20 protein-coding genes and 6 pseudogenes are annotated in these 24213 nt (G+C 36.5%); 13 read left to right on the forward strand and 13 right to left on the reverse strand.

The window, feature by feature from the left end:
• Window positions 1–52: 52 nt before the first annotated feature.
• The 5 genes and pseudogenes from CWATDRAFT_RS40915 to CWATDRAFT_RS32570 all read left to right on the forward strand — a co-directional run.
• A pseudogene (locus CWATDRAFT_RS40915) lies at window positions 53–220 on the forward strand (chemotaxis protein CheW); the annotation flags it as partial.
• Between the two features lie 3 nt (window positions 221–223).
• Window positions 224–778 (forward strand): response regulator, encoded by a 555-nt coding sequence (locus CWATDRAFT_RS40920; protein WP_339366628.1) that lies wholly within the window; start codon window positions 224–226, stop codon window positions 776–778.
• 43 nt (window positions 779–821) lie between these two features.
• Window positions 822–1385 carry a hypothetical protein gene (locus CWATDRAFT_RS00920; protein ID WP_232286908.1) on the forward strand — a complete coding sequence of 188 codons (564 nt, stop codon included), beginning with the start codon at window positions 822–824 and terminating at the stop codon, window positions 1383–1385.
• Between the two features lie 295 nt (window positions 1386–1680).
• Window positions 1681–2076 (forward strand): hypothetical protein, encoded by a 396-nt coding sequence (locus CWATDRAFT_RS00925; protein WP_007303210.1) that lies wholly within the window; start codon window positions 1681–1683, stop codon window positions 2074–2076.
• Between the two features lie 118 nt (window positions 2077–2194).
• Window positions 2195–3221: pseudogene (locus tag CWATDRAFT_RS32570) on the forward strand (IS701 family transposase).
• Between the two features lie 92 nt (window positions 3222–3313).
• Here the strand turns inward: CWATDRAFT_RS32570 and CWATDRAFT_RS00935 are convergent.
• The 3 genes and pseudogenes from CWATDRAFT_RS00935 to CWATDRAFT_RS00945 all read right to left on the reverse strand — a co-directional run.
• Entirely contained in the window at window positions 3314–4114 is an 801-nt protein-coding gene (locus tag CWATDRAFT_RS00935; protein WP_007303212.1) for a DEAD/DEAH box helicase, read from the reverse strand.
• A 3-nt stretch (window positions 4115–4117) separates the two neighbouring features.
• Window positions 4118–5644 (reverse strand): IS5-like element ISCwa2 family transposase, encoded by a 1527-nt coding sequence (locus tag CWATDRAFT_RS00940; RefSeq protein WP_007303213.1) that lies wholly within the window; start codon window positions 5642–5644, stop codon window positions 4118–4120.
• A 134-nt stretch (window positions 5645–5778) separates the two neighbouring features.
• Window positions 5779–6453 (reverse strand): annotated as a pseudogene (locus CWATDRAFT_RS00945) (IS1380-like element ISCwa5 family transposase); the annotation flags it as partial.
• Between the two features lie 70 nt (window positions 6454–6523).
• Here CWATDRAFT_RS00945 and CWATDRAFT_RS00950 point away from each other — a divergent pair.
• The 3 genes and pseudogenes from CWATDRAFT_RS00950 to CWATDRAFT_RS35335 form a co-directional block, all read left to right on the forward strand.
• A complete protein-coding gene (locus tag CWATDRAFT_RS00950) occupies window positions 6524–7120 on the forward strand; it encodes a Gfo/Idh/MocA family protein (RefSeq protein WP_081450891.1) in 597 nt (198 codons plus the stop codon).
• A 286-nt stretch (window positions 7121–7406) separates the two neighbouring features.
• A pseudogene (locus CWATDRAFT_RS39165) lies at window positions 7407–8509 on the forward strand (ISAzo13 family transposase).
• A 219-nt stretch (window positions 8510–8728) separates the two neighbouring features.
• Window positions 8729–9526: pseudogene (locus CWATDRAFT_RS35335) on the forward strand (IS5-like element ISCwa2 family transposase); the annotation flags it as partial.
• 130 nt (window positions 9527–9656) lie between these two features.
• Here the strand turns inward: CWATDRAFT_RS35335 and CWATDRAFT_RS38085 are convergent.
• A pseudogene (locus tag CWATDRAFT_RS38085) lies at window positions 9657–11096 on the reverse strand (NF041680 family putative transposase).
• 79 nt (window positions 11097–11175) lie between these two features.
• On the opposite strand from CWATDRAFT_RS38085, the gene CWATDRAFT_RS00985 reads away from it, so the two are divergent.
• The 4 genes from CWATDRAFT_RS00985 to crtD all read left to right on the forward strand — a co-directional run bounded on the left by CWATDRAFT_RS00985 (window position 11176) and on the right by crtD (window position 15053).
• Entirely contained in the window at window positions 11176–11571 is a 396-nt protein-coding gene (locus CWATDRAFT_RS00985; RefSeq protein ID WP_007303222.1) for a hypothetical protein, read from the forward strand.
• An 84-nt stretch (window positions 11572–11655) separates the two neighbouring features.
• The gene (locus CWATDRAFT_RS00990; protein WP_007303223.1) at window positions 11656–12987 is read left to right on the forward strand and encodes a serine/threonine-protein kinase; all 1332 of its coding nucleotides are present in this window, start codon (window positions 11656–11658) and stop codon (window positions 12985–12987) included.
• Window positions 12988–13018: 31 nt separating this feature from the next.
• Entirely contained in the window at window positions 13019–13456 is a 438-nt protein-coding gene (locus tag CWATDRAFT_RS00995; protein ID WP_007303224.1) for a GNAT family N-acetyltransferase, read from the forward strand.
• A gap of 91 nt (window positions 13457–13547) precedes the next feature.
• The gene (crtD, locus tag CWATDRAFT_RS01000) at window positions 13548–15053 is read left to right on the forward strand and encodes a C-3',4' desaturase CrtD (protein WP_007303225.1); all 1506 of its coding nucleotides are present in this window, start codon (window positions 13548–13550) and stop codon (window positions 15051–15053) included.
• 209 nt (window positions 15054–15262) lie between these two features.
• On the opposite strand, the gene CWATDRAFT_RS01005 is transcribed toward crtD, so the two are convergent.
• The 9 genes from CWATDRAFT_RS01005 to acnB all read right to left on the reverse strand — a co-directional run bounded on the left by CWATDRAFT_RS01005 (window position 15263) and on the right by acnB (window position 23620).
• Window positions 15263–16207: a heme o synthase gene (locus tag CWATDRAFT_RS01005; RefSeq protein WP_007303226.1), complete on the reverse strand. Its 945-nt coding sequence runs from the start codon at window positions 16205–16207 to the stop codon at window positions 15263–15265.
• An 84-nt stretch (window positions 16208–16291) separates the two neighbouring features.
• Entirely contained in the window at window positions 16292–17200 is a 909-nt protein-coding gene (locus CWATDRAFT_RS01010) for a COX15/CtaA family protein (protein ID WP_007303227.1), read from the reverse strand.
• A 229-nt stretch (window positions 17201–17429) separates the two neighbouring features.
• A complete protein-coding gene (locus tag CWATDRAFT_RS01015; RefSeq protein WP_007303228.1) occupies window positions 17430–17771 on the reverse strand; it encodes a XisI protein in 342 nt (113 codons plus the stop codon).
• Window positions 17772–17831: 60 nt separating this feature from the next.
• Window positions 17832–18164 carry a DUF5615 family PIN-like protein gene (locus tag CWATDRAFT_RS01020; RefSeq protein ID WP_007303229.1) on the reverse strand — a complete coding sequence of 111 codons (333 nt, stop codon included), beginning with the start codon at window positions 18162–18164 and terminating at the stop codon, window positions 17832–17834.
• On the reverse strand, window positions 18161–18385 hold the full coding sequence (locus CWATDRAFT_RS01025; RefSeq protein WP_035823911.1) for a DUF433 domain-containing protein: 225 nt from the start codon (window positions 18383–18385) through the stop codon (window positions 18161–18163). Before CWATDRAFT_RS01025 ends, CWATDRAFT_RS01020 begins: the two co-directional genes overlap by 4 nt.
• A gap of 4 nt (window positions 18386–18389) precedes the next feature.
• Window positions 18390–18653, reverse strand: a complete 264-nt coding sequence (locus CWATDRAFT_RS01030) for a type II toxin-antitoxin system HicB family antitoxin (RefSeq protein WP_007303231.1) — start codon at window positions 18651–18653, stop codon at window positions 18390–18392.
• A 53-nt stretch (window positions 18654–18706) separates the two neighbouring features.
• The gene (locus tag CWATDRAFT_RS01035; RefSeq protein ID WP_007303232.1) at window positions 18707–20353 is read right to left on the reverse strand and encodes an AAA family ATPase; all 1647 of its coding nucleotides are present in this window, start codon (window positions 20351–20353) and stop codon (window positions 18707–18709) included.
• 30 nt (window positions 20354–20383) lie between these two features.
• Complete coding sequence (locus CWATDRAFT_RS01040) at window positions 20384–20725, reverse strand: XisI protein (RefSeq protein WP_042711063.1); 342 nt, start codon at window positions 20723–20725, stop codon at window positions 20384–20386.
• Between the two features lie 258 nt (window positions 20726–20983).
• Window positions 20984–23620: a bifunctional aconitate hydratase 2/2-methylisocitrate dehydratase gene (gene acnB, locus CWATDRAFT_RS01045; RefSeq protein WP_007303234.1), complete on the reverse strand. Its 2637-nt coding sequence runs from the start codon at window positions 23618–23620 to the stop codon at window positions 20984–20986.
• 205 nt (window positions 23621–23825) lie between these two features.
• On the opposite strand from acnB, the gene CWATDRAFT_RS01050 reads away from it, so the two are divergent.
• Window positions 23826–24203 (forward strand): ATP-binding protein, encoded by a 378-nt coding sequence (locus CWATDRAFT_RS01050; RefSeq protein ID WP_007303235.1) that lies wholly within the window; start codon window positions 23826–23828, stop codon window positions 24201–24203.
• Window positions 24204–24213: the final 10 nt, after the last annotated feature.

Below are 24213 nucleotides of genomic sequence, written 5' to 3' on the forward strand. Positions count from 1 at the left end.
AGGCAATAACTCAGACAGTCTTTTTCCTCTAAAGTCTAAAAACTCAGTTAAGCCTCTACTGATGTTAAAGCATAACCAGCAACGTCTGTGTTTACAAGTGGAGCAGATTTTAGTTGAACAAGAACTGGTGATTAAATCTTTGGGTGATACCTTAACCTTACCTTCTTATATTCAGGGTTACAGTGTCTTAGGAAATGGTGCTTTAACCCTAGTAATTGATCCCATGGCCTTACCTTCTCAACCGCAAAAAACCAGTCAAACAGTCCATCCTTTATTAAAAACACTGTCTGGTGAACCACAAAAGAGTGAGCGATCGCCGATGACAACTGTTGCGCAACAGAAGGATTTAAGTATCAACCCAGAAAAACCCAGTCTTTTAGGCCACTCTGTTTCGGTGTTAGTGGTGGATGATTCTGTGGTGCAAAGACAAGCTTTGTTGCAAACAATAGAAAAAGGAGGTTATAAGGTATTGCAAGCAGGAAATGGTCAAGAAGCACTAGCCAAGTTAAATAAGCATCCAGAGATCAAATTGATCATTTGTGATATAGAAATGCCTTATATGAATGGTTTTGAATTTTTGAGTCACTGGAAACAAAATGCCAACATTTCTGAAATTCCTGTGATTATGGTGACAACTCGCAGTGGCAAAAAACACCGTCAGTTAGCTTTAGCGTTAGGAGCGAAAAGTTACTTGACTAAACCTTGTTCTCACCCAGAACTTTTAGAGACCATTGGGGAATTGATTACCCAAAACCAGACCTTGGTTACTCTTAAGTAGTCAAATAAACAAAAAGTAAACTGTAATGGAGACGATAATGGCCATGATCGATCAAACTTTTGAAATTCAAAGATTATCTCATACCACCACTCAACCGGATACTTTACGGGTTCTCGTTTTTAGGATTTCAGGAAATTCTTTATCAGATGAATCTGACTATCTTTTTGCTCTTCCCGTTGAGTCCGTCTTCAAGGTTATCCCTTGTCCTCCTATTAATTGGGCCATGGATACGGGTCTTGGTATGACTGATGTAGGTTCAGAAAATGTGACCACTTTGGATTTATATCAGCAGTTTTTTTCTAGAGACTCGAATAAGCTTGAGAATGCCAATGTTTCGACAGTTTCTAATGGTCATAAATTTCTTCTTTTACTCAAAACTAACACTGAAGAAAAATATGGTATTCCTGTTGCCGGACTTCCTATTCTTAGTAATATTCCCTTGGCAACCATTCGTCCCGTATCCTTATCCTATCGTCAGGTGGCTAAAATTGATTTTGCCAGCCACATGGCTATACTACCTCAAGCAGAAAACAAAAAGCCTATTAAGATATTTCTTCTGGGGATGAGTGATATTATAGAAGACCAATTAATGAAAAATAATCCATAATATCAAATCTGCTGATATAGCAGTCGGAAATGATATGTGAGGAGGGAGAATATATCAGGACTTTAATAATGGATAATTACCTCCCCCTAAAAGGGAAGAAGACCCTCGAAAAATGAATAATTTTGTCTTTTTTATCCTTTAAAGGAGAGCTTTTTAACAGAATTATACCCCGTCGTTAACCACGTGGTCTATGTCAATTATTCTGATACAGTTAATTGATAAATAGGGATGGTTTTGCTATGTACAATAGAAGATTTAATCCAGGCTTTGGCTTTTAATCTACCCAGGAAATAAAATGTACAATTACAGTTATTCGAGAAACAAGAGCAATATTTATAGGGATAAGTCTGTTCAGTGTGGTTGTCATCCAATAGAAAGTCAAAGAAGATTAGAGATTTGTATTAACAGCTTCATAGATGAACTTAATTTCTATAACTTTGACCTAGTTATATCGTTATTTAAAAAAGTCAGTGAAGATAATTCTCTGCAAGTAGATTATATTGATCAATCTAGTTATAACCTTATTGTTAATGGCTCTGATCAAGAATTAATAAAACTAGAAAAATTATTCACTTCTGGAGATTTAGAGGAATTCCTAAAAAATATAAAAACTGAATATTTTTCTCAAGTTATAATTGAGAGTGTTCGCTTCAGAGAAGATATAGAAGTTATCAAAAAATGTCAGTTATAGGAGTTACGCATTGACAGATGGTTTACAATGTGCATAGTCCAAACAGAGAAAGCGATCGCTGTTAACAAAAAGCAAAAAACTGATAAAATAGAGAGGATTATAAGAACTGGAGGTAGATATCCGAACTATAACGAAGAAATCAACGGCTAAATGTCATTTAGAACTCTATACTTACTATTTAATTGCTGAATCCAAATATTCGGGTTGTAATCGTTTATCCGAGATATTTGAGGATTTATCTCATGATAGTGTTAACCGTTTTTTATTAAGAGAAAGCTATAAACCTGTTGATTTATTCAATGAATTTAAACAGCACATTGAACTGAGTGGGGGAACCTTAAGTATTGATGATACAGTCATTGAAAAACTTTATAGTAATCCTAAATTAAGTAAATTTATTGGTTATTTCTGGTCAGGAAATAAACATAAAACTATCAAAGGAATTAATTTAGTTACTTTATTATATACTGACCCTAATGGAATTTCAGTCCCTCTAAATTATCGACTTTATGATAAAGAAGATAATCTGTCTAAAAATGATTATTTTCGGATGATGCTATCGGAAGTTTTAGCTTGGGGACTGAGGCCAATTTATGTAACTGGTGATAGTTGGTATTCATCTAAAGAGAACCTTAAATTTTTGAAAAAACAAGAATTAGGTTTCATGATAGGAATAGCTAAAAATCGACAAGTATCAATCGTTAAAGGACAATATCAATCCGTTGAAAGCTTAGAAATAGGGGAAAATGGGACAATTGTTTACTTAAAAGAGTTTGGCGAAGTTAAAGTATTTAAGAAACATTTCAAAAACGGGATGCTTCGTTTTTATATTTTATTTGACAAAGAAAATAAAGACTTAAGAGAAACAGATAAAACTCTATTTACTTTGTTGAAAACAACTCATTGGATTATTGAATGTTACCATCGTGCGCTCAAACAATTATGTGGTATCAATAAATTTATAGTCAGAAAATCAGAAGCTATATTGACCCATTTCTTTATTTCTTTACGGGCTTTTATTAAACTTGAAATTAATGAGAGCTAATGAGTTAATTGATAATTGGTATCAACTCCAAAGAGAATTGTCTATTGAAGTTAATCGGAATTTTATTTTAGAGCAAATAAATTTGAAATTATCAGCCTAATTTATAGATTAGTTATTGTTATTATTACGTCAATTTTAATGACTCTAATAATTAGCGATCGTTGTCTCTCTTTAAAGCTACTCATATTTAAGTTAATTTGTCAATGCGTAACTCCTATCATCTTCAAGGGTTTCATCTTCAACGGTTTTATCTTCAAGGGTTTGATCTTCAAGGGTTTCATCTTCAACAGTTTTATCTTCAACGGTTTCATCAATATGAGTCAGAGGAGTATCAGTTTCAGCAACGGTGATCTCTTCTTCAGTGACAACCCCATGAGAATGACGTTTAGTTTTAGTTTTTTTGGTATCTTCAACCCCATCAAGAGTCCAAATACGCTCACGAGTAGGCAGACCATGAATAGCCCAATTTTTAGTATGGTCTAAAATAACAGCATAATCCTTATCTTCTGTTGGTCTTAAAACCCTGCCAACCATTTGTAACCATTTAGTTAAAGATTTAGTGGGTTTAGCCACCTGTACTGCTTCAAGTGCGGGAATATCTAACCCCTCATCAAATAACTGGCAATTAGTAAGAACTAAAATTTTTCCCTGTCTAAATTGCTCAAGAATCTCTTGACGTTCTTGGCTGGGGGTAGTGCCATCAAGATGACGTGCCGGAATACCAGCTTGATTATAACGAGCAGCAATCATCATTGAATGGTCAACATTAATAGCAAAAACGAGACAGCGTTTCCCCTTAGCCTGTTCTAAATAGGATTCAATTAACTGACCGGATAACTGAATCAAATTATTAGCATTTTCCAAACCCTTAACAGAAAAATCCCCTTGTGCCATTCGTACCCCTTTAGTAGACATAGGGTTAGGGTCAGCATAAAGACGAAAACGGCTTAAATATTTCTGTTTAATTAGGGTTTGCTGAAAAAGTTTCTCCAAAATTTATGCCACTTTTGACCAAGAATTTTCTGACAAATCAATAAGTTTTAGTACATAAAAATTGTTTAAAGTATAATCAAAATTAATGAAAGGCGGTTTGATGAGTTCCCTTGTTCTATTATTAGTAAATAAGGACAAAAAAAGCGACAAAAACTGCCTCGGAAGTTTAGAAAGATTGACAACTAAAAATGTAATAGCAATAGATGTAATGGAGGTTTCAGGGAGTTTTGTCATCACGAGATTTAGGCTAAATCTTCGTTTAGCTTGTCCAAACTTTCCCTCAATAGCATTACGGAAGCATTCATCGGAGTGGGCTTGTTTCTTTTCTTCTTCACTGACATTTTTCGGAGGTCTTCCTAACTTCGGACCACTGATTCTTATCCCTCTTTCCTTACACCAATTTCTGTTTTCCCTAGTTCGATAAATTTTATCTACATGGACGGATTCGGGATAATAGCCAAACGTTTCTTTATACTTTTCTACTTGTTCTTTTAAATGACAAGATTCATTGAAGTTTTCCCAAATTATTTTGTCTAGAAACACATAGTTATCTACACAGCTTACTGAGAGTTTAGCTCCAAACTCTATTGGTTTTCCTGCTTTTCCCCTCACTATTGGACGAATATGCGGTTGAGTTAAACTTACAATTCTTTGAGGAACACTCTGGGTCTTATTCTCCCACATTGACTGTTGTTGTTCATAAACTTTTTTGATAGTCTCTAGACAATTTTTCTGTCTTTTACTCAGATTTTCCAGGGAAGCCCCAGCTTGAATTAAGTCTTCTATATTTCCTAAATTTTTCTTAAGGTATTTTAACTGTTTCCCGATAGCTTTTCTTCTTTCTTGATAAGATACTTTTCGTTTTTTAGCTACTTTTAAGTATTCCTTTCTAGCAATTTTTCTAGAAGTTCTCGGCTTTTTTCTCAATTTTACTCTTAATGGTTTATAAAGATTATCTATTATTCTTTCTGTCTCAATTCTGGCTTGATTTAATATGCCTAAATCCGTTGGGTATTTGATGTCTGCTGGCGCACAAGTCGCATCTAAAATTAGTTTACCTTTATTTTTTATTTTTTCTCTTTTTTCTTGGAGACAATCCTTTTTTTTTACTTCTTTATCACTCTTGTCTATTTCTCTTTTTACTATTTTTTTATTGATTTTGTTTATCAATTCTCCATCAATTCTTTTCCTAAAATGAACTAGCATTGAAGATTCCAGTGGTGGCTCTTGTTGATAACAATTTAAACCTATAAAGTATTGTAGATAGGGATTTTCTCTAATCTGTTCTATAGTTTCTCTATCACTTGTCCCTAATTTTTCCTTAATAATTAATGTCCCTAATGCCATTCTAAATAGTTTGGCTGGCGCACCTTTTTCTGCTGAAAAAAGTTTAGCATATTCTTCCTCAAAATCATCCCAAGGTATCAACTCTGCCATGATTACCCAACGATTATTGGGGGACAATTTGCCCTCGAAAGGTAATTCAAATTTTTCTGGGGGCGGTAAAGGTTGCTCCTCTTTTCGATACATTTGTTCTTGACCAACAACTGGGAGGTGTTTCTACCAATTATAGCGGTTTGTAGCCGACAAAGCTGATCTTTTTTGCGATCGCGAATATGGGTGTAACCTTTTAAAGAATAGGGTTTTGCTTTTATTCAGCAAACCCTAATTAGTCCGATAATTCTTTGTAATTCGTCTAAGGCTCCATCGGCTGGATCTACATTAGATGAACGAAGTTTAGCAACTAATAAATGATGCCCACAGAAAATATATAAAGGAGCATAACATACTCCGTGATAATAACTATTAAAAAATGCCCCTTCTTTATTACCATGTACTTGGTCATCCGTGACATCCATATCTAATATAATACTTAAGGGAGGTTTTTTATAAGACTCTAAAAAAAATTCGACAAAAGATTTTTCAATGGCTTCAAAGTTGGGTTCTATTTTATGATAACGACTCGTTTTTTGGTCGAGAATAGTCTCAGGACAATATTCCAATCTATTAATTGTACTTTTTCCAGCTAACCATCCCTTTTTATCTTCAAGTTCATTAAGCTTTTCTAAAGCGATCTTAAGGGCAGGATCGTGACGTAATTTATCATGGTCATTGACATCTTCATAGCCTAAAATAATTCCATAAAGCCTTTGTGCTAATAACTCATGAACGGAATGATCTACATAAGATTGATGACGATGATCTTGAAAACAGTTACCAAACTTCTCCGTAATTCCCAGTTTTTTATCCAACTCAGCTATCCAGACAATCCCCGCATCTGAAGTGATTAGTCCCCCATCAAAATTAGCGATTATTTCTTTTCCTTTGGTTGGGGAAATCTGCGATCGCTCTGTTCAAACCCACTTCCTGTAAGGCTTCTGTGTTTGGCGATCGCAGATTTTGTGAGAAATTCGGGTAAAAGCAGTCTGTGATCGGAACCAAGAAAGAGCAGAAAAATTAGTCAAACAGAAAAATATCAATATTTATAATGACTTAACAACCTTATTGACCGCAGAAAACTTAGATGTGGTTATCATCTTGACCCCCCCTGAATTCCATTGTGTAATGGCTTGTCAAGCTATGGATGCAGGATGTGATGTTCTCATTGAAAAACCTTTTACCTATAGCTTAGCAGAGGCTGATCAAGTCATTGCTAAACAAAAAGAAACAGGGCGGAGATTTTCTGTGATTCATAACGAACTTTTTAAACCGACAGTCACAGAACTAAAAACAAGAGTCATGAGTGGGGAAATTGGCAAAATTTGCTCAGTTCGTTTTTTTAGTGGACGACGTAATCAAACCTTTATTCCTGAACCATGGTACTTTCAAACTTATGGTGGTAGAGTGGGGGAAACCTTACCCCATGCACTTTATCAGTTAATTGAGTATTTTGATGATCTAGTTGTTGAGTATGTTCGAGCCAGAAAATTAGGACATTGTATTATTCCTGATGTAGCTAAATCTGTAGATGTTAAATACGATGAACTATTTGTTGAATTTAGGTGATTTCCGAGAAAGCTTTTCCCATAGGGGGTAATCGCTTGGACTAAAGGCTTTCAAGAAATAAAAGGAACAGAGAGTTAGCGGATCTTGGTACACAACTTTAAAATTTCATAATTGGCTTGTCTGAAAAAACAGAAGAAATAGATTAAAATGAAGAGGTAAAAAGATTAGAGAGAGTAAATTGAAGCTAAAACAGACAAATAATCCCTTAACCCCGTCGATGGTCGATGGTTTACGTTTAGCAGCCTCAAAAATGACGGGAGCAGAGCGTCGTTCATTTCAAGCTGAAATGTGTCTCAAGTATTGTGGAGGAAGTGCCAGACAAACCGAAATCGTGTTTGGTTGGGGGAGAAAAAATGTTCAACTTGGATTACATGAAAAACGAACTGGGATAGTGTGTTTAGGATTACAATCAGTCAATAGTGGATGTAAAAAATGGGAGGAAAGATACCCAATAGTTGCCCAATCATTGAAAGAAATAGCCGAAGCTCACGCACAACAAAACCCCACATTTAATAACCCCATTGCCTATACAAGATTAACGGCGGCTGAAGCCATTAAACAATTAAGAAATCTAGGATATAATGGAGAGGAGGTTCCTGCTGCTTCGACAATGGCAGATATTTTAAATCGTTTGGGCTATCGATTAAGAAAAGTGGTAAAAGCTAAACCTAAAAAAAAATCTCGGAGACGGACGCTATCTTCGAGAATATAGAGAAAAAAGATAGAAAAAAAGACCCTTCTGTGAAACGTTTAAGTATGGATTGTAAAGCAACTGTGGAAATAGGAGAATATTCACGTGGCGGACAAACCAGAGGTTATAATCAAGCTCAAGATCATGATATGGGAACTAAAGAAAAATACGTTCCTTGTGGGATTGTAGATGAAGATACAGGGCAACTTTATGTAACTTTTGGAAGTTCTTATAAAACGAGTGATTTCATGGTAGATAACTTGGAGCAATGGTGGACAAGTCTGAGTATAACTGAAAAGCAGCAACTAGAGAACATCCAAATTAAAGTTGATAATGGAGCAGAAAATAGTGGAATAAGAAGGCAATTTTTGAAGAGAATGGTAGAGTTTGCCGACCAAACTAAGAAATCTATTCAATTACTATATTTTCCTCCTTATCACAGTAAATATAATCCCATAGAAAGATGTTGGGGAATTTTAGAGAGGCATTGGAACGGAACACTTCTGAGAAATGCTCAAACGATGTTAGCTTGGGTAAAAACTATGACATGGAAAGGCTTAAATCCGATAGTTAAGTTAAGTAAAAAAGTTTATCAAAAAGGCATTTCTTTAACGAAAAAAGAGATGAAGGAAATTGAGAAACGTTTAGAACGTAATCCTCACTTACCTAAATGGGATATTTTGATTAGACCCAGTTAGTCTAAAAAGTTAATAAGAGTGTAAAATTAAGTGAATTTCCTTTTTAAAAATAGTCAAAGCTAATTTAAAAGTTAGCGTATTTCTTTCTTTTAGATAGGGAGGTTTTTGTTCGCGGAAAGTATCCGCGAACAACTTTTTATTTTTCCCTTTTCGCTTATTTGAGATGTTCTACAAACAGATTCTGAGAATGGGTGGGAAACTTTTTCTTGGAAATCACCTAATCGTTGGGTAATCATGGCAGAGTTGATACCTTGGGATGATTTTGAGGAAGAATATGCTAAACTTTTTTCAGCAGAAAAAGGTGCGCCAGCCAAACTATTTAGAATGGCATTAGGGACATTAATTATTAAGGGAAAATTAGGAACAAGTGATAGAGAAACTATAGAACAGATTAGAGAAAATCCCTATCTACAATACTTTATAGGTTTAAATTGTTATCAACAAGAGCCACCACTGGAATCTTCAATACTAGTTCATTTTAGGAAAAGAATTGATGGAGAATTGATAAACAAAATCAATAAAAAAATAGTAAAAAGAGAAATAGACAAGAGTGATAAAGAAGTAAAAAAAAAGGATTGTCTCCAATAAAAAGGAGAAAAAATAAAAAATAAAGGTAAACTAATTTTAGATGCGACTTGTGCGCCAGCAGACATCAAATACCCAACGGATTTAGGCATATTAAATCAAGCCAGAATTGAGACAGAAAGAATAATAGATAATCTTTATAAACCATTAAGAGTAAAATTGAGAAAAAAGCCGAGAACTTCTAGAAAAATTGCTAGAAAGGAATACTTAAAAGTAGCTAAAAAACGAAAAGTATCTTATCAAGAAAGAAGAAAAGCTATCGGGAAACAGTTAAAATACCTTAAGAAAAATTTAGGAAATATAGAAGACTTAATTCAAGCTGGGGCTTCCCTGGAAAATCTGAGTAAAAGACAGAAAAATTGTCTAGAGACTATCAAAAAAGTTTATGAACAACAACAGTCAATGTGGGAGAATAAGACCCAGAGTGTTCCTCATTGGACTTTGGACAAAAAAAGTTTGTTAGCGTATATTTTACGCTAAACTAAAATCCCAAAATATCGGCTCTGTATCAGTCAATAAAATTGGCTGGCAAATAGGGCTAATCTATAGATTCTGAGGAAAACTAAGGAGCTTTTAAGTTTTCAGTTGATTTTTTGCTCCCTTTCTTGATAACATCATGACGAGTTCGTGGGGCTTTTTTGTAACCTTTAATACGTCCGGAAGAAAAACCTCGACGTTTGGGAAATTTGGCGAAAGTCCCCAAGGTCGTAATTATTCTTGAAAAGTCTCTTTGAACTAGACTAGGGGTGATTTTGATGGATTTATTAGTCTTCAAATACTGTTCCCAATCACGGGGTAAAACCACAGCTAATTTTCTGGCAGCCCACAAATTTACATAAGAAAGAAGTGTTAGTTTAAACCAATTTTCTTCATGATGTACATCGGGAGTTAAATAAGATGTCATCAATAATCTTTGTTTACCAAATCGAAAAAGATGTTCCATGTCATAACGTTGTCGATAACACTGATAACAATCAACTAAACTTAACTCATCGCGCCGAGAACCAATAACAATAAGCCACATAGGTTTCCAAATACTATTTCTTTCTTGAGCTCTGACAACAATCTGGAGTAAAGTAAAGGGGTGATTGTTCATTTTATAGTTTTTAGTTCCTCTCATTAACATCTGTTTTCATCCCGAAATAGTCACTGTTAATTGACGACCTTTTTTCGTTGTAAAGGGAACATGATGAACTTCATCAGGTTCAGTCCAAGTTTGGTCATCTTTAAGGTCAAATTTATCCCCATACCAACGGGGATGTCCCGAAGTTTTGGCTTGATTTGGATCCCGAATAAATTGACGATAAAAAACTCGGTCACTTCTAACTCTTGTAATAGTAACTACGTCTTCATGCTTAACTTGTTCCCCAATAAAATCCTTTTGGCTGTAGTCACTATCAGCCACTAAGACAGATAATTTATCAGAAAATAAAGAACTTTGCCAGATTTTTTTTAGTTGTTGATTGCCTTGATTTACTCCTTTATGTTTAGAGGGAACTCGCTCTCCTGATAAGGGGACAGCCCAAGGGACTTTTTCTGTGTCTATTTGGTCAGGTAAAGCGCAGACAACGGAATAACAATGTCCAATATTAATGGGTTTATTTCCCTTAATTGGATTGGGGTAATGAATAAAGGTTTTATCCGCTAACGTTTCGGCAAACGGTCGTGGACAGGGAGTTGTGTCAATACCAAATAAGATATAATGTTTTGAAGTGGGAGGAATTGTTCTCGATACCGCTGAAAATAAAGTCTCAATTCTCTGTTCATAATTAGGGTCAGTTTGAGTGGGTAAAAACTATTGAATTCCTCTATATAAACTGTTATAATCTCTTCTAAATAAAGGATTGAGAGACAATTCAACGACTGAGTGAGCTTGTTGGTTACTGGAGAGGGCATCGAGTAATTCTATAATAGTTTCTTTTCTAGCTTTTAGTCCTTGGAAGAGGTTAGACCTCCACACCAGGAATTCCTCGACAGACGTAGCCGTTTCATTTTTGGTCATTTTTAAAATTTATTACCTTATAAATTAGCGGAATATATACGCTAACGTCAAAAGAGGTTGTTTGTTATAGTTAAGGCTAATGTCATCACATTCCGAACTTAAGACCAGTCAAGATGTCCACCTGAGAGCCAAACAAATTAAGAGTCTAATTCGCTCTCTTAAACAGAAAATAAAGAAAATTGAACGGGAAGGGGAAGTAGCACCAGCTAATTGTCATATTATTCGTTATCAGGTTAATGGAAAGGGAACAATCTACTGGTATTATAAACTACAGGCTGCTGAATCAATTTTTCCTATGGCCACTAATAATGAGAAAAAAACCAAATATAAATATTTAGGACGAGCCGAAAGTTCTGCTCATATTGATGCTGTAGAAAAACTCACTAGAAGAAATCTCATTGATGAATTAGAACGAGTCATTCAATCTCTAACGGAAAGCTACTTAGATATCTATATTGGAACCGAAACTGAATGAAGCTATTTAATATTTAAAATCCCCTAAAAAGATGGAAAGAGAGTTTTTAAAATCACCTTAATTCTCTATTTTAGCTCTGGAGATATGTTTAGCGTAAAATTTACGCTAACAATTGTTTTTTGTCCAAAGTCCAATAACCTTCATCAAGAGGTTAAGAAAAAAGGCCCTTTTACCGAGGCAGGGATTAAACAATTTTTGACGGAACTCTTACCCATCCTAGAGTATATCCATTCTCAGAAAGTCATTCACCGTGACATCAAACCCGCTAACCTCATTCGCTCTCAAAAAGACAGTAAACTGGTGTTGATTGACTTTGGAGCCGTGAAAAATCAAGTCAATTCTATGGTAGCCAATAACACTCAAACCGCCTTTACCGCTTTTGCCGTGGGAACTGCCGGTTTTGCTCCTCCCGAACAAATGGCTATGCGTCCTGTTTACGCCAGTGATATTTATGCGGTGGGTGTTACCTGTGTGTACTTATTAACCGCTAAAACCCCTAAAGATATTGGTTGTGACCCCGAAACTGGGGAAATTGCTTGGGAACCCTACGTGGATATTAGCTATTCCTTGGCCAAAGTTCTCAAAAAGATGTTAGAGGTATCGGTTAAACATCGCTACAAGTCAGCCGAACAAGTCCTAGATGCTATGGCCATGGCCCCTTATGAACAAGGGATGCAAGATAGTATGACCACCATGATCTCAGGGTTCAAGACTTCCGGTAGCCCATCAACTCCCAATTGTTCCGTGAGTACAGGTTTAATTACTACATCACCATCGACGAGAACTCGAGGAAATACCGTTTCTTCCGTTTCTACTGAACTCAATAAACCTGTCTCTATTAGCGTTAACCGTGGAGGTGGAGGTGGAGGTGGTGCGGCTGCACCAGGAAGTGTTTATAATATGGCTCATGGGGCAACTTCTACCCGTCGTCGTGGCCGTGGAAAAACTGCTTTTTCTGATGCCACGGAACCTAAAAAAAAGAAGAAAAAATGGCGAAGTAAAACCTTATTAAAAGCTTACAATAAAGGTCGTCGGGATTTTGCTCATCAAGAATTAAATGAACTCAATTTATCCAAAGCTTTTTTACCAGGAATTAATTGTTATGACTCCAAATTAAGTCGTATTAATTTACAAGGCGCTGAGTTATCTCGTGCGGATCTTGGCCGAGCAGATTTAAGCGAAGCTATTATGAAAAATGCTAATCTTAATGAAGCTTATTTGGGTTATGCTAACCTCAATGGAGCGGATTTAAGGGGGGCTAATTTATGTGGAGCTAATTTGAATTATGCTAACCTACAAGGGGCTAATCTTTGTGGGGTCGATCTCAATAGTGCTAGAATTACTGAGGCTCAATTATCCGTAGCAAAAACCAATTGGCGTACAGTTATGCCTAGTGGAAAAAGAGGTTTTTGGTAAGGTATTTCCTGTTCTATAAAGATTAAAAACCATGAATAAAGTAGAAATTAAAAATACTAACTATCAAGATAATTTAGAAGCTATTGAAAATATCAGAATCCGTGTTTTTCAACAAGAACAGGGGGTAGATCCGGCTTTAGAATTTGATGGTTACGATGATTATTGTGTTCATTTTATAGCTTATTTAGCTCAAAAACCCATAGGAACAACAAGAATTAGATATATTGATGAAGATACTGTTAAAATTGAACGATTGGCTGTTTTATCGACCGCAAGAGGTCAAGGGGTAGGCACAGCATTAATGAAAGAGGCGATCGCCTTTATTAAAGAACAAGAAAAATATAAGCAAATTGTTATTCATGCTCAAGTTTATGTTCAAAGTTTGTACGAAAAATTAGGCTTTGAACCAGTAGGCGATCTCTTTACAGAAGGGGAAATTATTCATATAAAAATGGTTAAATACATCTAGAATTTATTAATTATCCATTATTCGTTGTTTCGGAATTACAAATAAATATATAATGAGAAAAATATAAACTTTTATAACAAAAATTTAAACTGTGTCTAAACAAGCTATAGTCGTGGGAGCAGGAATTGGGGGCTTAACGGCCGGGGCATTACTAGCCCGTCGAGGGTATGATGTAAGCTTATATGAACAGGCTTATGTACCTGGGGGTTGTGCCTCAACCTTCAAACGTCGGGGGTTTACCTTCGATGTGGGAGCAACCCAAGTGGCAGGGTTAGAACCCGGAGGCATTCATCACCGCATTTTTGAAGAATTAGAGATTGACTTACCCCCGGTTACTCCCTGTGATCCCGCTTGTGCGGTTTTTTTACCCGGAGAAACCCAACCGATCAATGTTTGGCGTGATCCTGAAAAATGGCAACAAGAAAGACAACAACAGTTCCCCGGAAGCGAACCCTTTTGGCAATTATTAGCTAAACTATTTCAAGCAAGTTGGCAGTTTCAAGGGCGAGATCCTGTCTTACCTCCTCGCAACCTTTGGGATCTTTGGCAACTCACCAGCGCGCTACGGTTAGATACTTTAATTACAGTTCCTTTTACCTTGATGACGGTGGGGGATGCTTTACGGTTGTATGGAATATATAACGATCGCAGATTAAAAACCTTCCTTGATTTACAGTTAAAATTATATTCTCAAGTGGATACTGATGAAACCGCTTTATTGTATGCAGCTACAGCGTTAGGAGTATCCCAGGAACCCCAAGGATTATATCATTTACAAGGGAGTATGCAGGTATTGAGCGATCGCTTAGTAGAAGGGTTAAAAAAATACGGCGGAAAACTCTTCACCGGCCATTCTGTTGAGAAAATAGAAACCCTTAAGGATAAGAAAACTAAAGTTACTATTCGTGTTCGCAAAACAGGGGAAACCATCACCAAAATAGCAGATCATGTGGTGACTAATGTTCCTGTACAAAATTTAGTAAAAATGATTGATACACCGACTAAACCTGGGTTTAACCTGTATCAACAAAGGGTTGATAAACTGCCCGAAGCGTCTGGGGCCTTTGTTATTTATTTGGGGGTTGATGAAAAAGCTATCCCCGAAAGTTGTCCCCCTCATCTGCAATTTTTCTATGATTATGATGGCATTATTGGGGAAAATAATTCCTTGTTTGTTTCTGTGAGTAAACCTGGAGATGGTAGGGCAAAAAAAGGACAAAGAACAATTATTGCCTCTAGTTTCACCGATACTCAAATATGGAACAATATAAGTGAAGAGAAATATCAACAATTAAAACAACAATATAGCCAAGAAGCGATCGCCCGTTTGAGTAACTATTTCCACCTCAATGCTGACACTATTATTCACCAAGAAGCAGCCACCCCTCGCACTTTTGCCTACTATACAGCTAGGGATAAAGGGATAGTAGGAGGTGTTGGCCAACGGGTGTCTACTTTTGGTCCGTTTGGTATCGCTACCCGTACCCCGATGAAAAATATTTGGTTAGTGGGAGACTCTACCCACCCCGGAGAAGGTACAGCAGGGGTCAGTTATTCGGCCTTAACTGCTGTTAGACAAATCGAAAGGATGACCTAAAATTAACGTGAGTTCGGAGTTCGGAGTTCGGAGTTCGGAGTTCGGAGTTATGATTTTCTTAAGGAGAGAATGAAGGTTTCAGACTTCTCATTTGAGTTAGTTTTCTAGAAATTTCCTTATATCGAACTCAGGCTAAAAATAATGGTTGTGAAGGTTTTTAAGCACCTTCACAACCTTGATACTTCAACTAAAGGACATATTCAGTACCATTAGCTAACAAAATTGATTATCACCATGAACACTTCACGGGTAAGAGGTAAACTATCTACTACCATCGCAGTACATAACAACATTAGATAAAGGATAGAAAACTTAAACAGAGATTTTGCCATATCCTTATCAAAGGGGTTTTGTTTCAGTAACCAGGTTTTCTTGATAAATATCGCCCCTAATAATATAGCGATCGCTCCATATAACCAACCAGAAGCACCCACAGGATAGACTAACAACAGGGTACAAGGAATCACTAATAAGGTATACCACCAAATTTGACGCACCGTTGATTCTTCTCCTTCGATGACGGGCATCATAGGAACATTAACCTGAGCATAATCATCCTTGATCATCAAAGCCAAAGCCCAGAAATGGGGAGGAGTCCAGAGGAAAATAATGGCAAATAAAATCCAAGGGGCCCAACTGAGATCCCCTGTTACAGCAGCCCAACCCACTAAAGGAGGAATGGAACCTGCTGCCCCACCAATAACGATATTTTGAGGGGTATTGCGCTTGAGGAAATGGGTATATACCAGCATATAAAAGACAATGCCGGACATAGCTAATAAACCACTGAGAAGGTTTATATAGGCAAGAAAAAGACTAAAAGACATCACCCCTAACACCACTGCAAAAATGAGGGCGTGACTAGATTGAACTCGGCCAGAAGGGATGGGACGGGTTCTAGTCCGCAACATTTCGTAGTCAATGTCGCGATCGTAGATACAGTTCATCACTTGCGCTGAAGCGGCTGCGAGGGTTCCTCCTAATAAGGTAATGAAGAGTTTAAAAGAGTCCACTTCACCTTTAGAGGCCATCCACATCGAAGCGGCCGTGGTGATTAATAATAGAGGAATAATCCTCGGTTTGGTTAGTTGGTAATAACTTCTAACCACTTGTAAAAGGTTCTCGTTACGACGGACAAGATCAGTCCCAATCATTAATTCACACCAAATTCTATGGATTGATAGGTTATTGTGCTAAGCACGAAAAAATAGGAAATGGAAAGGCAAAAACACTGATTTTTAGGCTTTTGCATCTCGCATCCCCAAGGTTGTCAAGGCGACTAAGGTAGCAAATAAAGCAGCCCCGACGGTATGATGGGTTACGGTTAAGGGTTCTACCTGTAAATGGAGGTAAAAGGTAGCTACCCCTAAGAGGACCTGCAACACAACGATCCCACCAGCAACCCAAGCTAGTTTTCTGAGGGTTGGATGAAGCGCCGGAGTTCGCCAGGCGGTGGCAACAACGGCTAAGGTGGCTAAGGTAGCAGGAACCACACCGATAATATGACTATTCATCACAGCGCATAGTTGGGAACCGCCAAAGCATTGATGCAGGGCCCAACGGGAACCAACTAAGGCCCCTAATAAGCACTGCACATAGACTAAAATAGCTGCTGTCAGGCTAACCCATCGCAGTGTGCCGGCAGTGGTGGTGCCTTGGTAGGGGGTTAAACAGAGGGCAATGATCACTAAGCTGGCAAAGAAGAGGAGGGCGGTTCCTAAATGGGCGGTGACAATATCAAACCGCAACATTTGGGTGACGGTTAAACCCCCTAAGATACATTGAAAGACAATCAGTCCTAATGCTCCTAAACAAGCCCAGGGTAGCCATTTGGGGAGTTCTTTGCGAAACCACCAAGATAGTCCTACTAAGGCCAGGGTACTTAAACCAATGAGGGAAGCATCTAAGCGATGAAACCATTCTAAGAAGACTTGCAGGTTCATTTGTTGGGTGGGGACTAACTGACCATAACATAGGGGCCAGTCGGGACAAGCTAACCCGGCATTCATCACCCTTGTGGCACTGCCTACGGCCATTAAGAGTAGGGTAGCGATCGCGATTTTCCACACCAAAAATCTCATCCATTTTTGGACCTTCGGGCGATCGCTGGTGGTGGTTATTCGTCCTGTAAGAACAGATTCTGTCATAGCATCCTAATTACTTTATTTAACAGATTTTCTTGTTAGCAAAATGTTGATTTTGCTACAAAATTTTGTCTCTTTAAAAGTAGAGCTAGTCAGATTCTACTGAAGGGTTTCTGATTTGTGACGGAATTTTTAGGAACTTTTCCTAATCTTTTGATTAGGTTAATAATGCCTTTACTTAAGTTAACAAACCGAGACTTAAATTTAATTATGTTTTAATCTATTAGCAGGGTTAAGCGATGGCAAAGTTTGTATATTTCCGACTTTCAGGATCATGAAATGCTAAAACAATATCTTCTTTTGGTACACTTTCTCTTAAGAATTCATTTGCGATCCCTTCTTCTGTCCAATCTTCTTCTATATAGATTTTATTATTTTTAATGCGGATATGTACATGAGTGTTGTTAATTCTTTTTTGATTTACCCAAGCTATAGACATCCATAAATAATGATCATGATTTTCATCAAATATCAAACAAGTTTCATACTTTCTTTTAGATGAACGATTAGCAATTTCATCATATTCTGTTAAAATTTTTTTGATGATTTGACGATACTTAACTAAGTTATCCATTTTATGCTTACTTTTCTATATATATTTATTATAGGCGATCAGCAGAATTCAACCCATGTTTTAAGATAAAGTTATTATTCCTATGCTATTGTCTTGTGAAAAATCACTAATAATTTGATAATTATTTCTCAGTAATGATTCTATCATCCTTGTAGAACAGTTACCTATACGAATCCAAATAACTTTAGGAGGAAATCCTTTTAATATCAAGAGTTCATTAAAATCTGAATCTTTGGTAACAATAATATAATCTTGTTGTTTAGCTATTTCCCAGATAATGTTATCATTTTCTCGATCTAATCCCATCAAATATAAATGATTAGAGTTGGGATATAAATCAGCTAATCGCTTGACTAAACTAGGGGAAAGATTATGATCAAAAAGGAGTTTCATGATTGAATAATTAAGGTTTGACGTTCCCGATCTGCTGCATAACTGAGACAAGCTAAAATATCTTCTTTTGTTAAATAAGGAAAGTCCTCTAAAATCTCCTCATAAGTCATTCCGGAAGCAAGATAAGATAAAACATCATAAACAGTAATTCTCATGCCTCTAATGCAAGGTTTTCCGCTACGTTTTCCAGGTTCTATGGTGATAATATCTTGGTAATTCATAATATTAGGCATAAACTTTTCTTATTTCGTATATTTCAGAAGATTCAGAATCTTCAATGGTTAAAAATTCATGGAGTTCATCAATATGAAGGGGACGAGAATAAACATTTTTTTCACTATTATAAACTTCTGAAAAAGATTCAATGGCTTCTTTGAGTTTATCAATAGCTTGTTCTGGAGTTTCTCCTTGTCCCACTAATCCGTTTTCGAGACATAGTGAAACCCAATAATGTGCGCTTTTTCTGATTATAAATGTATAAAAATTCATTTCATTATTGATATTTAATATTTCTTTAAAGTAATGATAAAAAAAATAGTATATTAACTTAGTAAATCTTTAGGTATTTCAAAATTATCTTTTAATTGTTTCATGTATTGATTTAGTTTTCTTAAAACATAGTCAGCCATATTGCCTGGAGTCTTATTATTAGTATAACAAAATTCTAGACACACTAACTTATCATTTGTATCTACTAAAATATCAGGTCTAATATTTGTTAAATGAGGATGAGGTTTCTCAGCAACAAAGTCCAAATTATGTTCTGAGTTGTTAAAGACATCTTGTAAAGCTAAACAAACAGCTTTGTTAAACTTTTGATCACTAATTTTCTTGTCAGATATATCCTTGTTTATTTTTTCAAAAGCTGGCGTTGCATTTTTTAAACCCTTTTCTACTCTACCACTTTTTCTTTTTCCACCTGTAATAGAAACTCCTGACAATTGTAAATATAAAGGAGTTGTGCTGAGTGTTTTCTTTGCATTGCTTTTAATGCACCAATGTTGTAAAATATTATACTTATCTCGGTTCAATAAATCCTCTTTTGGAATAGGAATTTCTGCATCTTTTGCATAAGCAGCGATACAGCTTACTAAAGCATTTGTCGGTAAATACATAATTTTAGTAGTTAGCATACGACTACTTAAAGCTAAAGTAAGACGTTGAGGTTTCCAATCAGCTTTTCTTTGATTATTGTCGCTAATATAGACAAATAGGGATTTATAATCGGCATTCCACATTTCATTAATTATGTCTGGGGTTTGCTTGGCAAAGCGTGCGACTATATCTTCTGCTTCAGGATAAAAAAATATAAACCAGACTTCTGTTGGTTTAGGAACATTTTTGACAATTCCAGATATATAATCAGTTCTTTCTTCCCAAAGACTTCTTATATCTTTGAGATAATCTCTAATCAAGTGTTTTTCTTGTGCTTTCTTTTCATAACCTTTCTTTAAGTTTTCAAGATCATTATCAGTTAATTGAAACTCATAGCAACTTTTACCTTCGTTAAAAAACATGATTGTTTTTTTAGCAATATTTGGATATTCATCCAAGGGAGGACCTGTAAAATTTATAGCAGGTCTTATTCTATGAAACATAGTACTAGAAAAGCTTTTAGCAAATTCTTGCATATTTTCTAAATCTTCTCTAACTGTTACAGGCCAAATAATGAGAATTGGATACTTACGAAGTAGTCCATTTAAGTCTCTAAAAAAAGCTTTTACATTATTATTATCTTCATCGTTTAAATTTTCTAAGTAATCAATTACAATACATAGTTTATCATTGCTCTGATTATTCTCTGAAAAGAAATCCCTCGCTTCTTTTTTTATTTGTTTTAGTAATTGTTTTAATTTTATGTCAGACTTATTTTCATAGTCTAATTCACTAGCATCTATGGAAACTATTGATTGTATGGGAATATGTTTTTGAAATTTAAGTGAACTGATGAAAGTTGATTTTCCAACTCCCGATACACCATATAAGAATAGCAAATAACCGGCATTTTCAATATCTAGAACAACTTGAATAATTTGTTTTTCAAATTGAGTAACTGGAACAATTAAATCAACAAGTCTAGATTTATCTTTTCCAATTTTTTTTAAAATTTCTTCATAAGTAAATGGCAAAAATAAATCATTTTCACTTCTCTCATTTTTATTTGAAAATTCAGGATGTACTTCAGTCATTTTTATCTACTCCAATTATAGTGTAAGTGTTTACGCGATCTCAAAGTCTGTATGTTTACGAGTTTCGGCATCATAAAAAGCTAAAACAATATCCTCTTTTGGGACATCTCCTCTTAATAACTCATTAGCAATACCTTCCTCTGTCCAATCTTCTTCTATCCAAATTTTATCATTTTTAATTCTAACATAAACAGAAATGGCTTTCACTCGTTCGCCATTTTTCCAACCAATATTAAACCAAAGATATTGACTTCTTAGATCATCAAATATTAAAGTTTCATCGATATCAGGATCAGTTACCTGAGATGAGAGTTTTTCATACTCTAGAAGAATTTTTTTAATTAAACTTTGATAGTGAGTTATTTTATCCATATTAAGCATTTTCTTGACTTCATCTAATGAATAAGATGGACTATCTTTTTCTTCTTCTTTTGCTTCTTTTAAATCTTCTAAATCTTCTAAGTATTCCAGTCATTGTTTAATTTTAAGGAACTCTTCGTAGGATAAAACAGCAAACTCTTTCTTTCCATTCCTAGTTAAAAATGTAGGACGAAATTCAATCATTTTTATCTCCTTAATTTAATTCTCTCAAAAATTTACGTTAAGGTGGGCAATGCCCACCCTACGATGTTAACTTAAAGCACCTGCTGGAATGCCTAAAATATATTCAATTTTGGGTATTTCTTCTAAGGGAATAACTCTTCCTTCTTCTTCAAATCCTGCTATTTGATCAAAGTTCAAATAACGGTATAATTCATCGGCAAAAGGATCAATTTTTTGGGTGACAATCTCCATATATTCCTCAACAGTGGGTATTTTTCCTAATAAGGCACACACAGCAGCTAACTCCGCAGAACCTAAGTAAACTTGCGCCCCTTTACCCATACGATTATTAAAGTTACGGGTAGAGGTAGAAAACACAGTAGCATTATCTTCTACTCTTGCTTGGTTGCCCATACATAAAGAACATCCAGGCATTTCTGTCCTTGCACCTGATGCAGCAAACACACCATAAATACCTTCTTCTCGTAGCTGTTTTTCATCCATTCTGGTTGGGGGACAAATCCATAAAACAGATTTAATGCGTCCTGCCCCTTCTAAAATTTTGGCAGCAGCCCTATAATGTCCAATATTGGTCATACAGGAACCGATAAACACTTCATCTACTTTATCCCCTGCACATTCAGACATCAATTTAATATTATCAGGGTCATTGGGTGCAGCAATAATTGGTTCTTTGATCTCGCTTAAGTTAACTTCGATAACATCAGCATATTCTGCTGTTTCATCTGCCTCCATTAAAACAGGATTTTTTAACCATTCTTCCATTTTTGAAGCCCGACGCATCAACGTTTTAGGATCTTCATAACCCCGTGCCACCATATTTTTAATTAAGGAAACATTGGAACGCAAATATTCAGCGATGGTATCTTTTCCTAACTTAATAGTTGACCCGGCACAAGACCTTTCTGCTGTTGCGTCGGTTAATTCAAAAGCTTGTTCTACTTTTAAATCAGGTAATCCTTCCATCTCCATAATACGACCATTGAAAACATTAATTTTGTTCTCTTTGGAAACAGTTAACTTACCTTCTTGTATGGCAACCCAAGGAATAGCATTAACAATATCTCTTAAAGTTACTCCCGGCTGCAACTCTCCACTAAACTTAACTAATACTGATTCTGGCATATCCAAAGGCATAACCCCCAACGCTGCTGCAAAGGCAACTAAACCGGAACCAGCAGGGAAGGAGATACCCAAGGGAAAACGAGTATGAGAGTCTCCCCCAGTTCCCACTGTATCGGGTAATAACATCCGGTTTAACCAAGAATGGATGATACCGTCCCCTGGTTTCAACGCTACACCTCCACGGGTAGAAAAGAAGTCCGGTAAGTCTTTATGGGTGTTGATGTCAACCGGTTTGGGATAAGCTGCGGTATGACAGAAACTTTGTAGGGTTAAGTCTGCGTTGAACCCTAAACAAGCTAACTCTTTCAACTCATCCCTAGTCATGGGTCCTGTGGTATCCTGGGAACCAACGGTGGTCATCATGGGTTCACAAGATGTTCCGGGTCTAACCCCAGGCAAACCGCAAGCTTTACCTACCATTTTCTGCGCTAAAGTGAAGCCAGGTATCCCCCCGTCTTCGACACCCCCCTTACTAAGGGGGGAAGGGGGGATCGGACGGACAAATAGGGTACTGGGTTCCAGTCCCAATGCTTCACGGGTTTTATCCGTTAATGCGCGTCCAATGAGTAAAGGAATGCGTCCCCCGGCCCGAACTTCGTCTAAAATGGTTTCAGGTTTGCGCTCAAAGGTGGCAATAATGTCTCCTTCTTCGTTGGCAACTTCTCCTTTGTAGGGATAGATGATGATCACGTCCCCGGTTTCCATGTCGGAAACATCGCATTCGATGGGAAAGGCCCCGGAGTCTTCTGCGGTGTTGAAGAAAATAGGGGCTATTTTCCCCCCCAAAATGTAGCCTCCAGCCCGTTTATTGGGGACAAAAGGTATATCATGTCCAATGTGCCATAAAACGGAGTTAATAGCTGATTTACGGGAGGAACCTGTACCGACTACATCCCCAACATAAGCCACAGGATAGCCTTTTTCCTTGAGTCTAGCAATGGTTGCAATACCTTCTGGCATTTTTGACTCTAACATAGCCAACCCATGCAGGGGAATATCGGGACGAGTTGTTGCATGGGGTGCGGGAGATAGGTCGTCAGTATTAGTTTCTCCTGGGACTTTAAAAACGGTGACGTTGATGCTTTCGGGGACTTGGGGTTTATTTGTGAACCAAGTAGCTTCGGCCCATGCGTCGATGACTTGTTTAGCGTAGGGGTTGCTTTGGGAGAGTTCTAAGACTTCGTTAAATGCGTCAAAGACTAACAGGGTTTTGCTGAGTGCGGTGGCTGCTTCTGAGGCTAAGGTGGTGTCAGAAGATTTCAGCAAGTCTACCAATGACTGTACATTATAACCGCCCATCATGGTTCCTAATAAGTCGATCGCCCCTTGAGGGGAGATGAGGGGACAGGTTATTTCTTCTTTGGCGATCGCTGTTAAAAACCCTGCTTTCACATAAGCTGCTTCATCCACACCAGGGGGAACTCTATCCCGTAATAAGCTCAAAAGTTCTTCTTTTTGGTCTTCCGGAGGATGTTTTAAGAGTTCACATAGTTGCGATGTTTGTTCTGCGGTTAAAGGTAAGGGAGGAATACCAAGTTTGGATCTTTCTGCTGCGTGTTTGTGATAGTTTTCTAACATTTAGTAGTGTCTCCTTTTCTTCACATTTACTTAAGGTGTTGCGATGAGGACTTTTTAGGGTATCTCTTCTAAGGGTATCAAGTTTATTTGTTAATAGTGTTTAGGCATTTCTTAAGTTTTCTTGGAAGTGGTGTTAGGGTTGGGTTATATATCTTCAACCATTGTTGGATTACAATAAATAAATGTAATACATAACCACAAAACTATGATTGACTTATCGAAATTAGAAAAAAGTCCTGAAACAACAAAAGTTGAAGCGTCAAATAATATTTTTAGTGAACTAGGAAAAAACACTTATAGTTATTTAGATGTAATTTCTGAATTAATTGATAATTCAATAGCAGCTAGAAGAACAGATATGATTCTTGAAGTAACTATTAAACTTTATTTTAATCAAAAGAATAAAGTAAGACTATTTAGTATTACTGATAATGCAAACGGTATTTCTCAAGATAAATTAGGAATAGCAATTACTCCTGCTGGAGTACAATCTTGCCAATCCTTAAATGAACACGGTTTAGGAATGAAACAAGCAATTGCTGCTTTAGGAAAACTTAAATATTTAGCAACAAAAACTATATAGGATTCCAAAG

This window comes from Crocosphaera watsonii WH 8501 (assembly GCF_000167195.1).
Taxonomy (GTDB): Bacteria; Cyanobacteriota; Cyanobacteriia; order Cyanobacteriales; family Microcystaceae; genus Crocosphaera; species Crocosphaera watsonii.

What these genes read in the sequence shown, in the direction of transcription:
- CWATDRAFT_RS01040 (WP_042711063.1), bottom strand. Translation starts at nt 20,725, where the DNA reads ATGGATAAAATAACTCACTATCAAAGTTTAATTAAAAAAATTCTTCTA.
- CWATDRAFT_RS01050 (WP_007303235.1), top strand. Translation starts at nt 23,826, where the DNA reads ATGATTGACTTATCGAAATTAGAAAAAAGTCCTGAAACAACAAAAGTT.
- CWATDRAFT_RS00985 (WP_007303222.1), top strand. Translation starts at nt 11,176, where the DNA reads ATGTCATCACATTCCGAACTTAAGACCAGTCAAGATGTCCACCTGAGA.
- CWATDRAFT_RS01025 (WP_035823911.1), bottom strand. Translation starts at nt 18,385, where the DNA reads ATGAATTACCAAGATATTATCACCATAGAACCTGGAAAACGTAGCGGA.
- CWATDRAFT_RS01005 (WP_007303226.1), bottom strand. Translation starts at nt 16,207, where the DNA reads ATGATTGGGACTGATCTTGTCCGTCGTAACGAGAACCTTTTACAAGTG.
- CWATDRAFT_RS40920 (WP_339366628.1), top strand. Translation starts at nt 224, where the DNA reads ATGGCCTTACCTTCTCAACCGCAAAAAACCAGTCAAACAGTCCATCCT.
- CWATDRAFT_RS00990 (WP_007303223.1), top strand. Translation starts at nt 11,656, where the DNA reads ATGTTTAGCGTAAAATTTACGCTAACAATTGTTTTTTGTCCAAAGTCC.
- CWATDRAFT_RS01035 (WP_007303232.1), bottom strand. Translation starts at nt 20,353, where the DNA reads ATGACTGAAGTACATCCTGAATTTTCAAATAAAAATGAGAGAAGTGAA.
- CWATDRAFT_RS00925 (WP_007303210.1), top strand. Translation starts at nt 1,681, where the DNA reads ATGTACAATTACAGTTATTCGAGAAACAAGAGCAATATTTATAGGGAT.
- acnB (WP_007303234.1), bottom strand. Translation starts at nt 23,620, where the DNA reads ATGTTAGAAAACTATCACAAACACGCAGCAGAAAGATCCAAACTTGGT.
- CWATDRAFT_RS01015 (WP_007303228.1), bottom strand. Translation starts at nt 17,771, where the DNA reads ATGGATAACTTAGTTAAGTATCGTCAAATCATCAAAAAAATTTTAACA.
- CWATDRAFT_RS00995 (WP_007303224.1), top strand. Translation starts at nt 13,019, where the DNA reads ATGAATAAAGTAGAAATTAAAAATACTAACTATCAAGATAATTTAGAA.
- CWATDRAFT_RS01010 (WP_007303227.1), bottom strand. Translation starts at nt 17,200, where the DNA reads ATGACAGAATCTGTTCTTACAGGACGAATAACCACCACCAGCGATCGC.
- CWATDRAFT_RS01020 (WP_007303229.1), bottom strand. Translation starts at nt 18,164, where the DNA reads ATGAAACTCCTTTTTGATCATAATCTTTCCCCTAGTTTAGTCAAGCGA.
- CWATDRAFT_RS00940 (WP_007303213.1), bottom strand. Translation starts at nt 5,644, where the DNA reads ATGTATCGAAAAGAGGAGCAACCTTTACCGCCCCCAGAAAAATTTGAA.
- CWATDRAFT_RS00920 (WP_232286908.1), top strand. Translation starts at nt 822, where the DNA reads ATGATCGATCAAACTTTTGAAATTCAAAGATTATCTCATACCACCACT.
- CWATDRAFT_RS01030 (WP_007303231.1), bottom strand. Translation starts at nt 18,653, where the DNA reads ATGAATTTTTATACATTTATAATCAGAAAAAGCGCACATTATTGGGTT.